The sequence below is a fragment of the Sphingosinicella sp. YJ22 genome (genome assembly GCF_011320075.1).
Taxonomy (GTDB): domain Bacteria; phylum Pseudomonadota; class Alphaproteobacteria; order Sphingomonadales; family Sphingomonadaceae; genus Allosphingosinicella.
Map to the genome: position 1 here is coordinate 14197 of NZ_JAANPA010000008.1, position 17569 is coordinate 31765.

A 17569-nucleotide genomic window follows, 5' to 3' on the forward strand; every position below is an offset into this window, starting at 1 on the left:
GCGAAGCGAGGGAAGTCCGCCGCTGCCCCTTCCATTCGGCTAAGCTGGCGGTAGATGCCGCTGGAACGTAAGAAGAACGAGGGGTAGAGTGATGGATCTGTCAGGCAGCAGCGAGTCGGGAGTATCCGACGTCATGAACGCAACCATCGAGGCTACCGAGGCGACCGCCAAGGCTCGCAAGAAGGGCGCCAAGGCCGCCGACACCGATTCGAAGGCGGTCGCGCCCGTCGTCTATCCGGTCGAGGTCGACCACAGCCGCGATTCGCTCCTCACCGAGTTCGGCAAGGACACGCTGAACGACCGCTACCTGCTGCCCGGCGAGACCTTCCAGGACCTCTTCGTGCGGGTCGCCTCGGCCTATGCCGACGACGCCGCCCACGCCCAGCGCCTCTACGACTATATCTCCAAGCTGTGGTTCATGCCGGCCACGCCCGTCCTCTCGAACGGCGGCACCGGCCGCGGCCTTCCGATCAGCTGCTACCTCAACAGCGTCGACGACAGCCTCGGCGGGATCGTCGACACCTGGAACGAGAATGTCTGGCTCGCCTCGCGCGGCGGCGGCATCGGCACCTATTGGGGCAATGTCCGCGGCATCGGCGAGCCGGTCGGCCTCAACGGCAAGACCAGCGGAATCATCCCCTTCGTCCGCGTGATGGACTCGCTGACCCTCGCCATCTCGCAGGGCTCGCTGCGCCGCGGATCGGCCGCCTGCTATCTCGACATCTCCCACCCGGAGATCGAGGAGTTCCTCGAGATCCGCAAGCCGTCGGGCGACTTCAACCGCAAGGCGCTGAACCTCCACCACGGCGTTCTCGTCACCGACGAGTTCATGGAGGCGGTGCGCGAGGGGTCCGAGTTCACCCTCCGCTCGCCCAAGGACCAGTCGGAGCGCGGCAAGGTCGACGCCCGCGCCCTGTTCCAGAAGCTGGTCGAGACCCGCCTCGCGACCGGCGAGCCCTACATCATCTTCATCGACCAGGTGAACCGGTCGATGCCGAAGCATCACCGCGATCTCGGCCTCAAGGTCTCCACTTCGAACCTGTGCTCCGAGATCACCCTTCCGACCGGCAAGGACCATTTGGGCGCCGATCGCACCGCGGTGTGCTGCCTGTCGTCGCTCAACCTCGAGACCTGGGACGAGTGGAACGGCGACAAGATGTTCATCGAGGACATCATGCGCTTCCTCGACAACGTCCTCACCGACTATATCGACCGCGCGCCCGACGAGATGGCCCGCGCCAAATATAGCGCGATGCGCGAGCGTTCGGTTGGCCTCGGCGTGATGGGCTTCCACTCCTTCCTCCAGGCCCGCTCGATCCCGTTCGAGGGCGCCATGGCCAAGTCGTGGAACCTTCGGATGTTCAAGCACATCCGCGCCCAAGTCGACGAAGCCTCGATGATGCTCGCCAACGAGCGCGGCCCCTGTCCGGACGCCGCCGACCAGGGCGTGATGGAGCGCTTCTCCTGCAAGATGGCGATCGCCCCGACCGCGAGCATCTCGATCATCGCCGGCGGCACCTCCGCCTGCATCGAGCCGATCCCGGCCAACATCTACACCCACAAGACCCTGTCGGGGAGCTTCTCGATCAAGAACCCCTATCTCGAGAAGCTGCTCATCTCGAAGAGCAAGAACTCCGACGCCGTGTGGAACTCGATCCTAGAGCGGGGCGGCTCGGTCCAGCATCTCGACTTCCTCACCCCCGAGGAGAAGGCGGTCTACAAGACCAGCTTCGAGATCGACCAGCGCTGGCTGATCGAGCTCGCCGCCGACCGCACGCCCTATATCGACCAGGCCCAGTCGCTGAACCTGTTCATCCCGGCCGACGTCGACAAATGGGACCTTCTGATGCTCCACTTCCGCGCTTGGGAGCTCGGCATCAAGAGCCTGTACTATCTGCGCTCCAAGTCGGTTCAGCGCGCGGGCTTCGCCGGCGGGGTCGAGGCGGACAACACCCCCGACCTCAAGGAAATCCAGCTCGCCGCGACCACCGACTATGACGAATGCCTGGCCTGCCAGTGAGCCACGGCGAAACGGAGGCGGAGGCGTGAACGCGCTCTACATCGCGCTCGGAGCGGTCTTCCTGGCCTTGGCCATGGCGTCGTTCGGCCGCGCCCGGAAGGCCGCGACGCCGCAGGCCGCGCGCTCGGCGCACTTCAGCAGCGCCCTCATGACGGTCGCCGCCATCGCCTTCTTCGTCGCCGGCGCGCTCAGCGCCTGGAACGCCGGTTGAGCGATGGACATGCGCGCATCCCTTCTTTGCACCGGCCCGCAAGGGAACGGGGGCGCGCGCCGTTCGCTCATCGCTCATGAGCCTGTCGAGCGGCGTCCTGATCACCGACGCGCTGGCGATCGTCGCGGCGGTCGCCGGCTTCCACATCGCGTTCCGCCAGAATTGGGTGCGGCGCTGGCTGGCGCGCCTGTCCAACCGCCCGCCGCCCGCGGCGCCGGTCCCGGCCGAGGACCCAGCCCACTATGCGATGATCATCGCCGGAACGATGCTGATGGCGTTCGGCCTGATCATGTTCGCTTTCACCACCTCCTACGCGCTGCTGACCGCCTCCCCCTGAGGAGGGCGGCATGATGGCCGCCTCCCCCGTCCTCTGGATCGTCGTCGGCCTCGTCCTCGCCGGCGTCGGCGCCTATATGTGGAGCGCGCCGCGCCGCCTGTTCACCCGGCCCGAGGACCCGTCCGAATATCGCCCCCAGGCGGTCGAGCTCGACTCCGAGCAGGGCCGCTGGCTGACCCGCACCTATCCGCGCCTGCTGATCCTCTTCGGCCTCGCGCTCGTCGCCATCCAGATCGTCAAGTTACTGTCGGAGTGAGGACGATGACGAACTTGGCTCGACCGATCGCACTCACGGCAGTCGCCGTCCTGACTCTGCTCGCCTTCGTCCAGGACAAGGTGGGCTTCTTTGGCCTGGCGATCGTCGCCGTCGTCGTCCTGGCCCTCATGTACCTACCACCGCTCGAGGGGGCGTTGGAGCCCGGTCGCGCGTCTTGGCGCAGGTCCGAGCGCCAGATCGTCACGGTCCTCGGCGTCCTGTTCCTGATCTTCTTCGGGATCCTCGCCGTCTTCGCTTACCTGTCCGCAAAAGGGAACGGCTACTGAGCCGGCCGCCTAGGAGAACAACATGCCCCTTCTCGAAGCATCCAAGCAGTACAAGCCGTTCGAGTACCCCTGGGCGTTCGACTTCTGGAAGCGTCAGCAGCAGATCCACTGGATGCCCGAGGAAGTGCCCTTGGGCGAGGATTGCCGCGACTGGGCCCAGAAGCTCACCCCGCACGAGCGCAACCTGCTCACCCAGATCTTCCGCTTCTTCACCCAGGCCGACGTCGAGGTGCAGGATTGCTACCACGACAAATATGGCCGCGTGTTCAAGCCGACCGAGATCAAGATGATGCTGACCGCCTTCTCCAACATGGAGACGGTGCACATCGCGGCTTATTCCCACCTCCTCGACACGATCGGCATGCCCGAGAGCGAGTACGGCATGTTCATGCAGTACAAGGAGATGAAGGATAAGCACGACTACCTTCAGCAGTTCGGCGTCGACACCGACGAGGACATCGCCAAGACGCTCGCCATGTTCGGCGGCTTCACCGAGGGGCTTCAGCTGTTCGCCTCGTTCGCGATGCTGATGAACTTCCCGCGCTTCAACAAGATGAAGGGCATGGGCCAGATCATCTCGTGGAGCGTGCGCGACGAGAGCCTCCATTGCGAGGGCATCACCAAGCTGTTCCACGCCTTCGTCAAGGAGCGCGACTGCCTGACCCCCGCGGTCAAGAAGGACATCCGCGACGTCTGCCACCACACCGTCGACCTCGAGGACGCTTTCATCGACCTGGCGTTCGAGGAAGGCCCGGTCACAGGCATGACCCCGAAGGAGATCAAGAAGTACATCCGCTACATCGCCGACTGGCGCCTCGGCCAGCTCGGCCTCAGGCCGATGTTCATGGTCGACGAGCACCCGCTCCCCTGGCTCGCCCCGCTCCTCAACGGAGTCGAGCACGCCAACTTCTTCGAGACCCGCGCGACCGAGTACAGCAAGGCCGCGACCAAGGGGAACTGGAACGAAGTCTGGGACAATTTCGACCGCCGCAAGCAGGCCAAGGCCGCCAACGACACGCCGGAAGGCGACGGCGGCGAGGACATGTTCGCGCGGGCGGGGGTGGCTGCGGAGTAAGCATGAGGCCCGAGCCTAAGCGCGCTGGAGCGAAGCAAAGCGCGCTTAGGTGAGGACCAGCCGAATGCCGGCCGGCCTCGCGTCAGCGAGGTTCGACGTCACGGAATTTACTTCCGTGACGGCTTGGAGGAGGAGATGCCTGTCGTTTTCCGCTGGAATAACGGCCGCTTGATTAAGGTAAGAGTGCGCCAATCACGCGTGGAAGCGCTCAGTCCTATGCCATTCCAAATAGCGCGTCTGCGGCCTGTGCGCGGCTGAGTGGGGTAGCCGCGCCTTGCGGTCGGCGTAGATCAGCTTCTGGACCCCATCGATATCGTTGATCTTACGCGACAGCAGAATGTCGCCCTCGTCGCTGAGCGAGATCAGCCCGCGATCGAACATCCAATGCACGGTACCGGAAAGCGCGATGCCGTTGGTAACCACGTCAGGACCGCCGGCTTCCACGCTCATGATGTGCGCGGCCTGCGCTTCGGCCCTGCCACCGCCGTTGATCAGCTGCATGCCCGTTAGCGCACACCGGCGGTCGTAAACATCGAGGACTCGCTTGCGGAACTGCCGGTTCCGAACGGTGCGGTTGACCAGCATCGTCGCTCGATCGACCGGCCCTTCCCATGGAACCCGCTCCTCGAGGAGGAGTGACGATGCCGGTTCGTCCTCATCGACCCGCGGGAGAAGTTCGTCCTCCTCGACCAGGCCGAGGGCGACGATGCGGTTGAAATCCTCGTTCGAGATCGGCCGGATGGATTGAATCGCCCGCCCGTTGTTCAACCGACCATCGGGATTGAGCAGCCCGCGCTCGACAGCCTGACCGTCCAACTGAAAGGGCACGTCCCGTCCGAACTCCAGGTAACTGCCCGGCTGGATCAACGCCAAGTACATGCTGGCATCGGCCGGATCGGGAATGATCCGCTCCGCCTTCGCCACGGCGTAATAGCCGCGCTGGCCAGCGCGGCGAGGCTCCTGATAGATGATCCAGTTGCCAACCACTTTGGATGCATTCGCCATCCACCGGGAAGGGAAGCGATAGAAGCGCTCCGGCTCATCCTCGTAAATTGAATGAGAGCCGATAACGAAGACACCTTTGCTCGCGCCGGATTGTAGCGACTCCCACGGGGCGCCCAGCCAGCGGTAGGTACCGGCATCGATGAACTCCATGAACCCAACGTCGCGCAGTTGCTGGAGTTCGCGGCTGAGGGTCTGATGCGGCGTCGCACCAGCGGAGCCGGTATCGGCCACGATTGCGTCCAGCTCGGCATCGATCAGTGCCTGGCGCGTGAAGACGAGGCTTCCTGTCCGCCCGACGACGCGACGCACCGCCGCCTCGACGGCCTCACTCCAACTCCGCGCCATGCCTCCCCCTTGCTAAGCACTTGATTCAGATCCACTCTGCCGCTGGCAATCCAGTCCGGCAAGGAGGTGGAGCATGCCCGTCACCTATGTCTGTAGCACGTGCGGCAGCAATGATGTGAGCCGCGACGCCTGGGCGGAGTGGAGCGTTGAAGATCAACAATGGGTGCTCCGCACCGAGTTCGACTACGCGCACTGCCACCGCTGCGATCGTGAGACGAACTTGGTCGAGGTCCAGTTGAACCCGCCCGAAACGGTCGTACTCGGATCAGAGTGAAGCGCAGTGATTGACCGGACACCAAGAGCAAGAATCTTTTCTCATTGTAAGCACCGTCTCAACCGCAACACCTCATTAAACCCTCCCACCTGGCCTCCGGCTGAAAAGCGGGGGAGAGTTCGTCCAGGGCTCGTGAGATGGATCGCGGTCGCCCTCCACCGTGGCCAGCGCGACCCTCCTTCCGCTCATGTTTCGCAGCGCCCGCGCGCCTGTGCTATCGGGTCGGCCATGAGTCTCCTGTGCCGCTTCGGATTGCACCGCGCCGCGCCCGGCGAGGTCTGGAACAAGGGCTGGTATTTCGGCCGGTGCCGCGGCTGCGGAGTCGATCTGGTGCGCACGCCGTCGGGCAAGTGGCACCGCCCCAAGGGCCGCAAGGTGGTGTGGAAGCCGCACCGCCCCCATCGCATCGAGCGCCCCGACAAGCAGCCCTGACCGCTCCGGCCCCGCGCCGCGCCCGTCGGGCTCCGAACCGTCCGATCCGGCGCCGCCGCGGAGTCGACTCGCCTCTCGCCCGCCCGCGCCGTCGGCTAGGCTTCCCCTTTCCGCGGGGAGGGACTCATGGCGTCCTATTATGTCAACGACAACGCCCAGCCGAACGGCGACCATGAGGTGCATGTGTCGGCCTGCGCCTACTTCCCCTCGAACCGCACCTATCTCGGCGAGTATGGCAGCTGCGCCCCCGCCGTCGCCGAGGCCAGGAAGACGTGGAGCCAGTCGAACGGCTGCTACCATTGCTGCCGCCCGTGCCACACGAGCTGACCGTCAAAAGAAACCATTTTCCTACAGGGTACCAGATAGGATAAGTAGTCGGCTCCTTTTAAACCAAAGGAGCAATTCGCATGTCCGATCCCCTTGCCCTGCCCGCTCCGGGAGCTGGCGCAGTCCCGGCCGGTGAAGTCGGCCCGCAGGCCGCGACCGATAACTCCGGCGGCTATCCGTGGGACGAGGCGCCGCCGGCCGGAGCGGCCGACACCGCACCCGGCGACGCCCCGCGCGAGCGTCACGACGGCTTTACCGAGGCTCGCAAGCGCCTGTTCCTCACCGCTTTGGTCAAGACGGGCTGCATCGCCGCCGCGGCGCGCAAGGCCGGAATCGCCGTGCGCACCGTCTATCGCCACCAGGACAGCGACGCCCTCTTCTCGGACCATTGCGCCATCGCTCTTCGGATGAGCGCCACGCCGATCGAGCTCGCCGCCTGGCAGCGCGCGGTCGAGGGCGTCGAGGAACATTATGTCGCCGGCGGCCAGGTGCGCATCCGGGTGCGCCATTCGGACAGCCTTCTGCGCCTTCTCCTCCAGGGCGCCGACCCGAAGAGATACGGCCCCCGCCCCGGCTTCAAGCGCAAGCGCCTGCTCAAGCACGAGCGCAAGCAGATGGAGCGCGAGATCAGGGCCGAGATCGCCGCCGAGCAGAAGCCGTGGACGTTCGAGGAATCGATCGCCCTGCTCGACAAGAAGCTCAAAGCGCTGGGCAGCGAGGAGGACCGCAAGAAGCTCGCCGAGGGCTGGACCATGACCGACGAGGGCCACTGGATCCCGCCCGGCTACGGCCCGGTCGGATCGGCTCCCGGCCGCGGGGCCGAGCGGGACGGCGACCCCCGCGATTCCATGTGACTTTCGTGCCAGTCGTGACTTTCGAAAGCCGCAGCTATCCCGCCCGCCTCACTTCATCAGTCCGGCCGAGCGAAGCGCGTCCTCGATCGTCTTCTGGATGACGCTGACCGGGCTCGGCGTCGGGGCCGGCCGCTTGGGCCTCGGCGCCCGCAGGCGCACAGCCGCGCCGCTCAGTTTCGCGCCGGCCGGCGCCTTGAGGCCCGCCTTCCCCGCCTTTCTCTTCCGAGCCGCCACTTCCGGCCCGATCCCGAAGAAGGCGGCAATTCGGTCGGTCGAGCTCAGGCCGACGTCGAGCATGTGCGCCTGCGCCTCGCCGGATTCGCCCTCGCCCGTGCCCGGCATCAGCGGCGTTCCGTGCGCCATCCCGGCGACGTCGTAATGCTCGATCAGCTCCTGCCCCTCGCGGCCGAGCCACACCCGGCGCCGATGGCCGTCGACCGTTTCGGTCCGGTCCGGCTTCAGCCCGAGCCCGTGAAGGCCCGTCCATTGCGCGACCAGCGCGTCGGCGTTGGCGGGGACGACGGTCCGGTCGGCGCTTCCGTGCCACACCGACAGCCGCGGCCACGCGCCGCGGTGGCGAGAGCCGGCGCGCACCTTGTCGGCCAGCGCTCCGGGCTCGGCGGTCCCGCGCCCCGCCATCAGGTCGAACGCCTGGGCGAGGTTCGACGCGCAGCCATAGGGCATTCCGGCGATGATCGCTCCGCCGGCGAACAGCTCCGGATAGGTCGCCAGCATCACCGCCGCCATCGCCCCGCCGGCCGACAGCCCGGTGACGAAGATACGGTCCGGGTCGATTCCGTGCGACGCCCGCATCGCCTCGACCATTGCGGCGATCGACGCCGCCTCGCCGGAGCCGCGACGCGAGTCGCCGGCCTGGTACCAGTTGAAGCACAGGTTCGGGTTGTTCTCCCGTTTCTGCTCCGGATAGAGCAGGGCGAAGCCGTGGCGGTCGGCGAGCGCCGACCATCCGGCGCCCTGGTCGTAGCCTGCGGCATTCTGGGTGCAGCCGTGGAGCACCACCAGAAGCGCCGCCGGCCGCTCCAGCCGGTCCGGCAGGTAGCAGCGCGCGCGCAGATTGCCTGGATTGACGAACCTCGCTTCGAGCTCGCTCAGGCGGTCGTCCGTCGCTTCATGTCGGGTGGCGGGAAATGCGGCAGCGAAAGCCCCGCGGCCCCGCGACAGGCGGGACAGGGTGTCGGACAGTGACATGGGCTTCCTTTTTTGCAGCACCGCAACGAGGCGCAGACGGACCATAACGCCGGGCCGGCGGGATCGTTGCTGCACTGCAGCAAAATAGCCTCGGCGCCTAACCTATTGATCGCGCTTCCCGATCCCTCGGACGGCACCCCCCTCGGGTCTCTAAACCCCCGATGAACGCGAGGTAGTTTGGGGTTCATGCAACGGGGCGCATCATCCGGCCGTTTAGCCGGGGTGAGTCCGCCAGCGGACGCCCCGTTCCCTGGGAGAAATCGTGATGCGTACTCTGCTCATTGCCGCGGCGGGCCTCGCCGCCGTCATGCTGCCCACCGCCGCCTCGGCGCAGGGCCGTTATTATCCGCAGCCGCCTTATGCCTATGGCCATTACGACCGCGACGTCGCCCGCGAGATGCGCGAGTGCCGCCGCGAGCTGCGCCGCGCCGACAGCCGCCGCGAATATCGCCGCGAGCTTCGCGAGTGCCGCCGCGAGATCGCCCGCGCCCAGCGCAACAACCGCTACGACGACCGCTACCATCGTTACGATCGCCGGGACCGCTACGACCGCTACGATCGCCGCGGCCGCCGCTGGTAGGCCGGCTTCGCTCCGGGCGCGGTTCCCTGCGCCCGGAGCCTTCAACCCGCCGGGCGCCCCTGCGGAAAACCCGGTAGTCCTGCATTAACAGCCGCTTACGCCGGCATTCAGACGCCGCTCAACGCGAGTCGGCCAATAGGCCCGCAGCGGACCCGTCAGGCGTGCTTGTGCTTTGCCCGTCTTCCCACCGCGGGTTCGACTGTTCCCTCGCGTAGCGTATCGAGGGAGGGGTCGGCGTGTGGCGCGACCAGGCGCCGGCCCCACCATTCTCAGCCGCCGTGGAGGTCCTTGTAGCGCTGGCGCAAGGTGACCTTGTCGAACTTGCCGGTGCCGAGCTTGGGCAAAGGCTCGGCCGAGATCACGATCGCCGCGGGCACCTTGAACGGCGCCAGCAGCCCGGCGACATGGTCGCGAAGCTCGTCCTCGGTCGCGGCCTGGCCGTCGGCGAGATGGACGACGGCCACCGGCACCTCGCCCAGCCTCTCGTCGGGAATTCCGAACACGCTCGCCTCGTCCACCCCGGCATGGCTGTAGAGCGCCGCCTCGACCTCCGGGCAGGCAATATTCTCGCCGCCGCGGATGATGATGTCCTTCTTGCGGTCGACGATGAACAGATAATCGTCTTCGTCGAGATAGCCGATGTCTCCGCTGCGCACATAGCCGTCGGCGGTGAACGCCGCCGCCGTCGCCGCCGCGTCGCGCCAATATTCCTTGAAGTTCGCCGCCGAGCGGATCGCGATCTCGCCGCGCTCGCCGGCCGGCAGCGGCCGGTCATCCGGGCCGAGGATCACGAGGTCGACCAGCGGCCGCTGCGGCCTGCCGGTCGAATCGGGCTTGGCGGCATAATTGGACCAGACGTTGCCGCAGCCGACCGCATTGGTCTCGGTGAGCCCGTAGCCGAGCGCCGGCTGGGCGGTCTTGAACGCCTCGCGAAGCCGGGCGACGTGCGCCGCCGGCCGCGGTGCTCCGCCGGCGGCAAGGTCGGTCAGGGTCGACAGGTCGTATGTCTCGCGGTCGGGATGCTGCATGAGCTCGAGGCTCATCGTCGGCACGCCGACGAAATAGGTGATCTTCTCGTCCTGGATCAGCCGCAGCGCCTCGCCCGCGTCCCACTTCTTCATCAGCACCATGCAGCGGTTGATGACGAAGGAGTTGAGCATCACCGGCACCTCGCCGGTGACGTGGAACAGCGGCACGTTGATCAGCGTGCGCGGCGGGTTGGCCGGCGGCCGGCCTTCGCTCTCGAGGATCGCCTTCAGCGCCGCGAGCGAGGCCGAGTAGGTGTAGGTCCCGGTCGTCACCGCCCGGTGGGTCGACAGCGCGCCCTTGGCGGTGCCGGTCGAGCCCGAGGTGAACAGGATCGTGGCGTCGTCGTCGGGGCCAATCTGGGGCAACTCCGCGTCGCCGCCGCGATCGAGCAGCGGCGCCAGAGCCTCGGCGGCGGGCCGGTCGACCGGCAGGGTGACGGTTTCGATGCCGAGCCCCGTCGCAGCGACCCGCTCCGCCCGCGCGGCATCGGCGATGACCAGCTTCGGCTCGGTCAGCTTCAGCCCGTGCTCGAGCTCGTGCGGCTGCCACCAGCCGTTGATCAGCGTGGCGACTCCGCCCGCCTTGACCACCGCCATGTAGGTCAGGATCCAGGCTGGGCAGTTGCGCATCGCGATGGCGACTCGGTCGCCCTTGTTGATTCCGAACCCGCCGGCGAGCACCGGCGCCAGCCGGTTTGCATAGGCGAGGAGATCGCCGAAGGTCAGCCGCTCGCCGTCGGCGACGATCGCCTCCGACGACTGGTTGAGCATGCAGAAGGCGTCGAAGAAGATCGGCAGCGTCGGCGGCAGGTTGGTGACGATCACACGGCCCTGGTCGTCCGTTCCAAGCTTGATAGGGCCACCCTCGCCGGTCACGGCGGCGATCATCTGGTCCATCTTGCGGTCAAGCTCGGTGGGCATCGTGAGATCGGCTCCTCTCGTGGCTTTTCGCTTTGCTTTGCTCCCTCTATGAGGGCGGCAGGCTCAAGGGGGAAGCCCTCGCGATATGACTGTCATGACCACTCTTCCGGCCGCGCCGGCCACCGGCTCTCACTGGGTCCACAATCTCGATCCGGTGGCGCTCGATCTCGGCTTCTTCCAGCTGCGCTGGTACAGCCTCGCCTATCTGGCCGGGATCGTCATCGGCTACATGTACCTGCTCAGGCTGGTGAAGCAGCCGGGATCGCCGATGGCGCGGCGCCATGCCGACGACATGGTCTTCTACGCGACGCTGGGAATCATCCTCGGCGGACGGCTCGGCTACGTCCTGTTCTACAAGCCGATGGATTATCTGAACGACCCGCTGGCGATCGTGAAACTGTGGGACGGCGGCATGTCCTTCCACGGCGGCCTCCTCGGCACGATCCTCGCGATGCTCTACCTTGCGCGCAAGAACGGGCTCTCCTTCCTGCGCGTGTCCGATTATGTCGCCTGCTGCGTGCCCTTCGGCCTGTTCTTCGGCCGCCTCGCCAATTTCGTAAACGGCGAATTGTGGGGCCGGCCAAGCGACGTCGCCTGGGCCGTGCAGTTCCGTGAGCTCGTGGGCCCCGGCAGGGTCGAGGTCGGCCCGCCGCGCCATCCGAGCCAGCTCTACGAGGCGGGCCTGGAGGGGATACTCCTGTTCCTCGTCCTGTTCGTCCTCTTCTGGTGGACCCGCGCGCGCTACAAGCCCGGCCTGCTCGCCGGCGTGTTCACGCTCGGCTACGGCCTCAGCCGCTTCGTCGTGGAATATTTCCGCGAGCCGGATGCGCACCTGATGTGGCTGGCCGAGCAGACCGGGCTGTCGATGGGCCAGTGGCTGACCGTGCCGATGATCCTGATCGGCCTCTATCTGATCGTCACGGCGCGTACGCGCGAACCGATCCACACCCCTTCCGGCGAACCGCCTGCCGATGCGGTCAAGGCGCGGGAAGCCGCCTGATGCCATGTCGATCGCCGACGCGCTGAGGGCGCGGATCGCGACCGAGGGGCCGATCAGCGTCGCTGATTATATGGGGGCGGCCAACGCGGCTTATTATGCCAGCCGCGACCCCCTCGGCGCGGCCGGCGACTTCGTCACCGCGCCGGAGATCAGCCAGATGTTCGGCGAGCTGATCGGACTGTGGCTGGCGGATCTGTGGCTGCGCGCCGGCAAGCCCGGCGGAGTCCATTATGCCGAGCTTGGCCCCGGCCGCGGAACGCTCGCGGCCGACGCGCTGCGCGCGATGCGCGGCATCGGACTTCAGCCACCGGTCGAGCTGGTCGAGACCAGCCCCGCTCTGAGGGACGAGCAACTCAGCCGCATCGCCGCGGCGCGCTGGCACGACGATGTCGACGGGCTGCCGACGCAGGGCCCGCTGCTGATCGTCGCCAACGAATTCTTCGATGCTCTGCCGGTGCACCAGTTCGTCCGCGAAGATGACGGATGGCGCGAGTTGGTCGTGGCCACCGAGGGCGAAGGCTTCCGCCGCGAGAGCGGGCCAGCAGCAACCGAGGCGCTTCCTCACGCCGAGACCGGCGCGATCGTCGAGCGCTCGCCGGCCTCGGCCGGGATCGCGGCCAAGCTGGCGCGGCGGCTGGCAGCCCATGGCGGCGCTGCGTTGTTTATCGATTACGGCCATGAGCGCCGCGGCATCGGTGACACCCTGCAAGCCGTGTCGAACCATGGCTATGCCGACCCGTGGGAAGCGCCGGGCACCCGCGACCTCACCGCCCATGTCGACTTCGAGGCGCTTCACGACGCCGCACGGGCGGAGGGCGTGCGGGTGTATGGCGCGATCGGGCAAGGCGCGTTCCTCCGCGCCATGGGTATCGATCTGCGCGCGGCGCAGCTTGCCAAGGCCGCGCCGGAGCGGACCGAGGAGATCGTCGCGGCGCGCGAGCGGCTCGCCGCACCCGAGCAGATGGGGCGTCTGTTCAAGGTCATGGCGCTGGTCGCGCCGCGCTGGCCCGAGCCGGAAGGATTTTAGACGTGATCGCTTACAGGGACGGAACCCCCGGCGACGCCGCGTTGATGTCGCGCCTCGGCAAGCAGACTTTCGTCGAGACGTTCGGCCATCTCTACACGCCCGAGAATCTGGCGGCGTTCCTCGACAATCATAGCGAGGAGAATTGGCGGGGAGAGCTGTCGAACCCGGCTTTCGCGATCCGTATCGCCAAGGATGCGGGCGAGGCGGCGGGCTTCGCCAAGGTCGGTCCCCCGTCGCTTCCGTTCGAGCCGACCGGGCCGACTGCGGAGCTTCGCCAGCTCTACGTGCTCAAGCCCTGGCACGGCGTCGGCATCGCCCATGCGCTGATGGACTGGGTGATCGCCGAGGCGAAGAGGCGCGGCGCCGAGCAACTCTACCTCTCCGTCTTTGTCGACAACCACCGCGCCCGCCGCTTCTACGACCGCTACGGCTTCGAGGCGGTCGGCACCTACGACTTCATGGTCGGTACCCATGCCGACCTCGACATCATCATGCGCAAGCAGCTGTAGCGCGGGTGGCGCGGCGGCCCCCGCGTCGCTACATGCGCGGCGATGAGCGATGTCCGTCAATTCACGGTGAGCGAGGAGGATGACGGAATCCGCCTCGACCGCTGGTTCAAGCGCAACCTCCCGGAAGCCAATTTCACCGCCGTCGCCCGAATGGCGCGGACCGGCCAGCTGCGCGTCGACGGCAAGCGCGCCACGCCCGGCGACCGGATCGAGGCCGGCCAGGTCATCCGAATCCCGCCGATCACTCCCGAGGAGCATGCGCCGGCGCCGCGGAAGCAGGTCCGCAAGCTGACCGACGAGGAAGTCGCCTTTGCGCGCTCGATGGTGATTAGCGAGGATCCGGCAGCGATCGTGCTCAACAAGCCGCCGGGCCTCGCCACGCAGGGCGGGACCAAGACGACCGAGCATGTCGACGGCCTGCTCGGCGGGCTGGTCGACGAGGATGCGGCTCGGCCCAAGCTCGTCCACCGGCTCGACAAGGACACGTCGGGTGCTCTGCTGGTGGCGCGCACGCCGCGGGCAGCGGCCTTCTTGTCCAAATCCTTCTCCGGACGGACGGCGCGCAAGATCTACTGGGCGGTGGTGATGGGCGTGCCGTCGATCGACGACGGAATGATCGAGCTGCCGATCGCCAAGCAGCCTGGCACCGGCGGCGAGAAGATGCATGTCGATGAGGAGAACGGCCAGGTGGCACGCACCCGCTACCGGGTGATCGAGCGCGCCGGCAACCGCGCCGCCTTCGTCGAGCTCCAGCCGTTCACCGGCCGAACCCACCAGCTGCGCGTGCACATGGCGGCGATCGGGCACCCGATTGTCGGCGACGGCAAATATGCCGGGCAGGAGAGCTATCTGACCGGCTCGATCAGCCGCAAGCTGCACCTCCACGCGCGGCGGCTGCGCATCGATCATCCCGACGGCGGACGAATCGACGTGACGGCTGAGCCGCCCGAGCATTTCGCCGCGACCCTCGCTTCGCTCGGCTTCGATGCCGCCGCCGGGGACCTCGAGATCGAGGACGCGCCGCCGCCGAGCCGCACGGAGCAGAAGGCGCGGGCCAAGCAGCACGCAAAGCAGGTCCGCAAGGAACGCCGCGGCGAGCGCCGCAACCGCGGCGGTGGCGCTACCAGCCGGCGGCGCTGATGCACCCCAACCGCGTCTTTCACTGGACCGACGAGCAGGAGATGCTCGCCTTGGTCGGGCAGGTGTCGTTCGCGACGATCTGCGTCGACGGGCCGGCGGTGGTGCATGCGCCTGTGGTGGTCGCGGGGCGGGACCGGCTGCTGTTCCATGTCTCGCGGAGCAACCCGGCGGCGGCGAAGCTGGAAGGCGCCCGGGCAATCGCTTCGGTGATGGGCCCGGATTTCTATGTGAGCCCGGACTGGTACGGCACGCCCGACCGGGTGCCGACCTGGAACTATCTCGTGGTCGAGGCGGAAGGCCCGTTGCGCCGGCTCGACGAAGCGGAGCTTGCGGCGCTGCTCGACCGCTTGAGCGCAGAGCATGAACAACGGCTCGCGCCCAAGAAGCCCTGGACCCGCGACAAGATGACGCCCGGCCGCTTCGAGGCGATGCTCAAGGCGATCGTCGGCTTCGAGCTCAGCATCGAAGCGCTGCGCGGCAACCGCAAGCTCGGCCAGAACAAGAAAGCCGAGGAGCGCGAACGCGTCGCCGAAGCGCTCGCCGCTCTCGGTCGCCACGATCATGCGGGGCTGATGCGCCCGTGAACCGCCTCGCCCTCTTCGACTGCGACGGCACCCTGGTCGACAGCCAGCACAATATCTGCGCGGCAATGGACGCCTGCTTCGACGCGGTCGGCCTGCCGCGCCCGCCTCAGGAAAAGACCCGGCGGGTCGTCGGCCTCAGTCTCATCGAGGCGATGCAGGTGATGGCGCCCGATGCGGCGTCGGCGATGCACGTCGAGATGGCCGAGGAATATAAGACCGCGTTCCAGCGCATGCGGCTGACCGGCTCGGTCGACGAGCCCCTGTTCGACGGAGTCGCCGAACTGCTCGAGGCGCTGGAGGCAGACGGCTTCCTGCTCGGGGTCGCCACCGGCAAGTCGGACCGCGGCCTCAACCTGTGCCTCGACTGCCACGGCCTTGCCCACCGCTTCGTCACGCTTCAGACGGCCGACCGCCATCCGTCCAAGCCGCACCCGAGCATGATCGAGCAGGCGATGGCCGACGCCGGCGCGGCGCCGGAGACGACCTGGATGATCGGCGACACCAGCTATGACATCGCCATGGCGCGCGCCGCCGGCGTTACCGCTATCGGCGTCGCCTGGGGCTATCACTTGGAAGAGGAATTGTGGGACGCGGGCGCGCATCATGTCGCGGCCCATCCGCGGGAGATTATCGAACTGATGAGGAAGCCGGCATGAACGAGGTCGACGAGCGCACCTGGCGCAACCGGTTCATCCTCATCAACCTGGCCCAGATCGGCGGCACCGTCGTCGTGCTGCTCGCCTTGCTCCTGTGGCAGACCAACGTCTTCGTCGCCGGCGGCCACTGGATCGGCTTCCCGATCGCGCTCGTTGGCCTGGCGGCCAGCTTCCTCGCGCCGCGCATGTTGGCCAGGAGGTGGAAGCGGCCGCCCGGGTCATGAAGCGTTTCTACAAGGATGTGGGCGTCGCCGCGCAAGACCCCGGCTTCGCCCTGCTGCTCGACGGCAGGGCGGTGAAGACTCCGGCGCGGGCCGGGCTGGTCGTGCCGGGCGAGGCCCTTGCCGAGGCGATGGCGGAGGAATGGGCGGCGCAGGGAGACGAGATCGATCCCCGCTCGATGCCGCTCACCGGCCTTGCCAATGCGGCGATCGACCGAGTCGCGCCGGATCCGCAGACGTTCGCCGCGCGGCTCGCCGAATATGCCGAGAGCGACCTGCTCTGCTACCGCGCCGAGAGTCCCGACAAGCTGGTTGCGCGCCAGGCGGAGCGCTGGGACCCGATTCTCGCCTGGGCGCGCCAGCGCTTCGACATCGAACTCCACGTGGTCAGCGGGATCATGCACCAGCCGCAGAGCGAGTCGGCGGTGCGACAACTGGCCCGTGCCGTGACGGCCCGGTCTTCCTTCGAGCTGGCCGGACTGTCGCCGCTCGTCACGGTGAGCGGCTCGCTGGTCACCGCCCTGGCCCTGGCGGAAGGCGCGATCGACCTGGAGCAGGCGTGGGACGCGGCGAGCCTCGACGAGCAATGGCAGCTCGAACAATGGGGCGAGGATTCCGAAGCGAGCGCGGCGCTGGCGGCGCGTCAGCGGGACTTCGCGGCGGGCGCCCGCTTCCTCGACCTGCTTCGCTAGACGTCGGTCGGCGCATCCGCGGGGGCGGCCGCGCGGTGGTGCGGGACGAACCAGGCGACGATCAACCCGCCGACGACCAGCGCCAGCGCATTGCCGAACAGGCTGTAGATCGCATTGCCCCAATCGTGGTGGAGATAGATCGGCTCGCCGAGGTGAATGAACGCCGCCGCGGCGATCGCGAGGGGAACGAGCAGGCGCGCGCGCGAGGCGAAGTCGGGCACTCGGCGGTCGATTCCGAGAAGGCCGAGGCCGATCAGCAGGGCGGTGATGAAGTTGAGCACGACGCCGTAGACGATCATCGTCGGATCGCCCGCGGCATAGCCCCCGGTATTGTAATGCACGGTGGCGACCGGGCCCTGGCCGTACATCACGGTCTGCTCGGCGGTGTTGGGATCAGGCACCGCATAGGTGCCGGTGCGCGGCAGGTTCAATGCCAGCGCGCTTTGCAGCTGGGCGGCCTCGGCATTGCCGACATTGCCAGTGCCGAGCCCGTTGAGGGGCGTCGCGAACAACAGGAAGCCGACGATCAGCATCGCAATCGCGGCCACCGCCGCACCGATGATCACCCGCACCATGGCG

23 protein-coding genes are annotated in these 17569 nt (G+C 67.4%); 19 read left to right on the plus strand and 4 right to left on the minus strand.

Going from position 1 to position 17569, the window contains the following annotated elements; all coding sequences use genetic code 11:
• Positions 1–91 precede the first annotated feature (91 nt).
• The 6 genes from G7B71_RS04510 to G7B71_RS04535 all read left to right on the plus strand — a co-directional run bounded on the left by G7B71_RS04510 (position 92) and on the right by G7B71_RS04535 (position 4186).
• Entirely contained in the window at positions 92–2020 is a 1929-nt protein-coding gene (locus G7B71_RS04510; RefSeq protein WP_166038445.1) for a ribonucleoside-diphosphate reductase subunit alpha, read from the plus strand.
• A gap of 25 nt (positions 2021–2045) precedes the next feature.
• On the plus strand, positions 2046–2231 hold the full coding sequence (locus G7B71_RS04515) for a hypothetical protein (protein WP_166038310.1): 186 nt from the start codon (positions 2046–2048) through the stop codon (positions 2229–2231).
• Between the two features lie 76 nt (positions 2232–2307).
• Complete coding sequence (locus G7B71_RS04520; protein ID WP_166038312.1) at positions 2308–2568, plus strand: hypothetical protein; 261 nt, start codon at positions 2308–2310, stop codon at positions 2566–2568.
• A 10-nt stretch (positions 2569–2578) separates the two neighbouring features.
• Entirely contained in the window at positions 2579–2824 is a 246-nt protein-coding gene (locus G7B71_RS04525) for a hypothetical protein (RefSeq protein WP_166038313.1), read from the plus strand.
• 5 nt (positions 2825–2829) lie between these two features.
• Entirely contained in the window at positions 2830–3111 is a 282-nt protein-coding gene (locus G7B71_RS04530) for a hypothetical protein (protein WP_166038315.1), read from the plus strand.
• Between the two features lie 22 nt (positions 3112–3133).
• Positions 3134–4186, plus strand: coding sequence for a ribonucleotide-diphosphate reductase subunit beta (locus G7B71_RS04535; protein ID WP_166038317.1), 1053 nt, complete (start codon positions 3134–3136; stop codon positions 4184–4186).
• Positions 4187–4378: 192 nt separating this feature from the next.
• Here the strand turns inward: G7B71_RS04535 and G7B71_RS04540 are convergent, their stop codons facing one another.
• Positions 4379–5536, minus strand: a complete 1158-nt coding sequence (locus tag G7B71_RS04540) for an HNH endonuclease (protein WP_243406098.1) — start codon at positions 5534–5536, stop codon at positions 4379–4381.
• 73 nt (positions 5537–5609) lie between these two features.
• Here G7B71_RS04540 and G7B71_RS04545 point away from each other — a divergent pair, with 73 nt between their 5' ends.
• The 4 genes from G7B71_RS04545 (at position 5610) to G7B71_RS04560 (ending at position 7423) form a co-directional block, all read left to right on the plus strand.
• Positions 5610–5810, plus strand: coding sequence for a hypothetical protein (locus G7B71_RS04545; protein ID WP_166038319.1), 201 nt, complete (start codon positions 5610–5612; stop codon positions 5808–5810).
• Between the two features lie 228 nt (positions 5811–6038).
• Positions 6039–6242, plus strand: a complete 204-nt coding sequence (locus tag G7B71_RS04550; protein WP_166038321.1) for a hypothetical protein — start codon at positions 6039–6041, stop codon at positions 6240–6242.
• Positions 6243–6368: 126 nt separating this feature from the next.
• Positions 6369–6569, plus strand: coding sequence for a hypothetical protein (locus tag G7B71_RS04555; RefSeq protein WP_166038323.1), 201 nt, complete (start codon positions 6369–6371; stop codon positions 6567–6569).
• An 80-nt stretch (positions 6570–6649) separates the two neighbouring features.
• Positions 6650–7423 (plus strand): hypothetical protein, encoded by a 774-nt coding sequence (locus G7B71_RS04560; protein ID WP_166038325.1) that lies wholly within the window; start codon positions 6650–6652, stop codon positions 7421–7423.
• 48 nt (positions 7424–7471) lie between these two features.
• Here the strand turns inward: G7B71_RS04560 and G7B71_RS04565 are convergent, their stop codons facing one another.
• Positions 7472–8632, minus strand: a complete 1161-nt coding sequence (locus G7B71_RS04565) for a PHB depolymerase family esterase (protein ID WP_166038327.1) — start codon at positions 8630–8632, stop codon at positions 7472–7474.
• A gap of 265 nt (positions 8633–8897) precedes the next feature.
• Here G7B71_RS04565 and G7B71_RS04570 point away from each other — a divergent pair, with 265 nt between their 5' ends.
• Positions 8898–9212, plus strand: coding sequence for a hypothetical protein (locus tag G7B71_RS04570; RefSeq protein ID WP_166038329.1), 315 nt, complete (start codon positions 8898–8900; stop codon positions 9210–9212).
• A 269-nt stretch (positions 9213–9481) separates the two neighbouring features.
• Here the strand turns inward: G7B71_RS04570 and G7B71_RS04575 are convergent, their stop codons facing one another.
• On the minus strand, positions 9482–11161 hold the full coding sequence (locus G7B71_RS04575; RefSeq protein WP_207774715.1) for a class I adenylate-forming enzyme family protein: 1680 nt from the start codon (positions 11159–11161) through the stop codon (positions 9482–9484).
• Positions 11162–11255: 94 nt separating this feature from the next.
• Here G7B71_RS04575 and lgt point away from each other — a divergent pair, with 94 nt between their 5' ends.
• The 8 genes from lgt to G7B71_RS04615 are packed head-to-tail and all read left to right on the plus strand — an operon-like array spanning position 11256 to position 16990.
• Complete coding sequence (gene lgt, locus G7B71_RS04580; RefSeq protein WP_243406099.1) at positions 11256–12161, plus strand: prolipoprotein diacylglyceryl transferase; 906 nt, start codon at positions 11256–11258, stop codon at positions 12159–12161.
• A 4-nt stretch (positions 12162–12165) separates the two neighbouring features.
• Positions 12166–13188 (plus strand): SAM-dependent methyltransferase, encoded by a 1023-nt coding sequence (locus G7B71_RS04585; RefSeq protein ID WP_166038333.1) that lies wholly within the window; start codon positions 12166–12168, stop codon positions 13186–13188.
• A gap of 2 nt (positions 13189–13190) precedes the next feature.
• On the plus strand, positions 13191–13697 hold the full coding sequence (locus tag G7B71_RS04590) for a GNAT family N-acetyltransferase (protein ID WP_243406100.1): 507 nt from the start codon (positions 13191–13193) through the stop codon (positions 13695–13697).
• 42 nt (positions 13698–13739) lie between these two features.
• Positions 13740–14837 (plus strand): RluA family pseudouridine synthase, encoded by a 1098-nt coding sequence (locus G7B71_RS04595; RefSeq protein WP_166038336.1) that lies wholly within the window; start codon positions 13740–13742, stop codon positions 14835–14837.
• Positions 14837–15421, plus strand: a complete 585-nt coding sequence (locus G7B71_RS04600) for an FMN-binding negative transcriptional regulator (RefSeq protein WP_166038337.1) — start codon at positions 14837–14839, stop codon at positions 15419–15421. The genes G7B71_RS04595 and G7B71_RS04600 overlap by 1 nt, the downstream gene beginning before the upstream one ends.
• A complete protein-coding gene (locus tag G7B71_RS04605; protein WP_166038339.1) occupies positions 15418–16077 on the plus strand; it encodes an HAD-IA family hydrolase in 660 nt (219 codons plus the stop codon). The genes G7B71_RS04600 and G7B71_RS04605 overlap by 4 nt, the downstream gene beginning before the upstream one ends.
• Positions 16074–16301: a hypothetical protein gene (locus G7B71_RS04610; protein WP_166038342.1), complete on the plus strand. Its 228-nt coding sequence runs from the start codon at positions 16074–16076 to the stop codon at positions 16299–16301. Before G7B71_RS04605 ends, G7B71_RS04610 begins: the two co-directional genes overlap by 4 nt.
• Positions 16298–16990, plus strand: a complete 693-nt coding sequence (locus tag G7B71_RS04615; protein ID WP_166038344.1) for an ATP12 family protein — start codon at positions 16298–16300, stop codon at positions 16988–16990. The genes G7B71_RS04610 and G7B71_RS04615 overlap by 4 nt, the downstream gene beginning before the upstream one ends.
• On the opposite strand, the gene G7B71_RS04620 is transcribed toward G7B71_RS04615, so the two are convergent.
• Positions 16987–17565, minus strand: a complete 579-nt coding sequence (locus G7B71_RS04620; RefSeq protein ID WP_166038346.1) for a hypothetical protein — start codon at positions 17563–17565, stop codon at positions 16987–16989. The two genes, G7B71_RS04615 and G7B71_RS04620, sit on opposite strands and share 4 nt — an antisense overlap.
• Between the last annotated feature and the right edge of the window lie 4 nt (positions 17566–17569).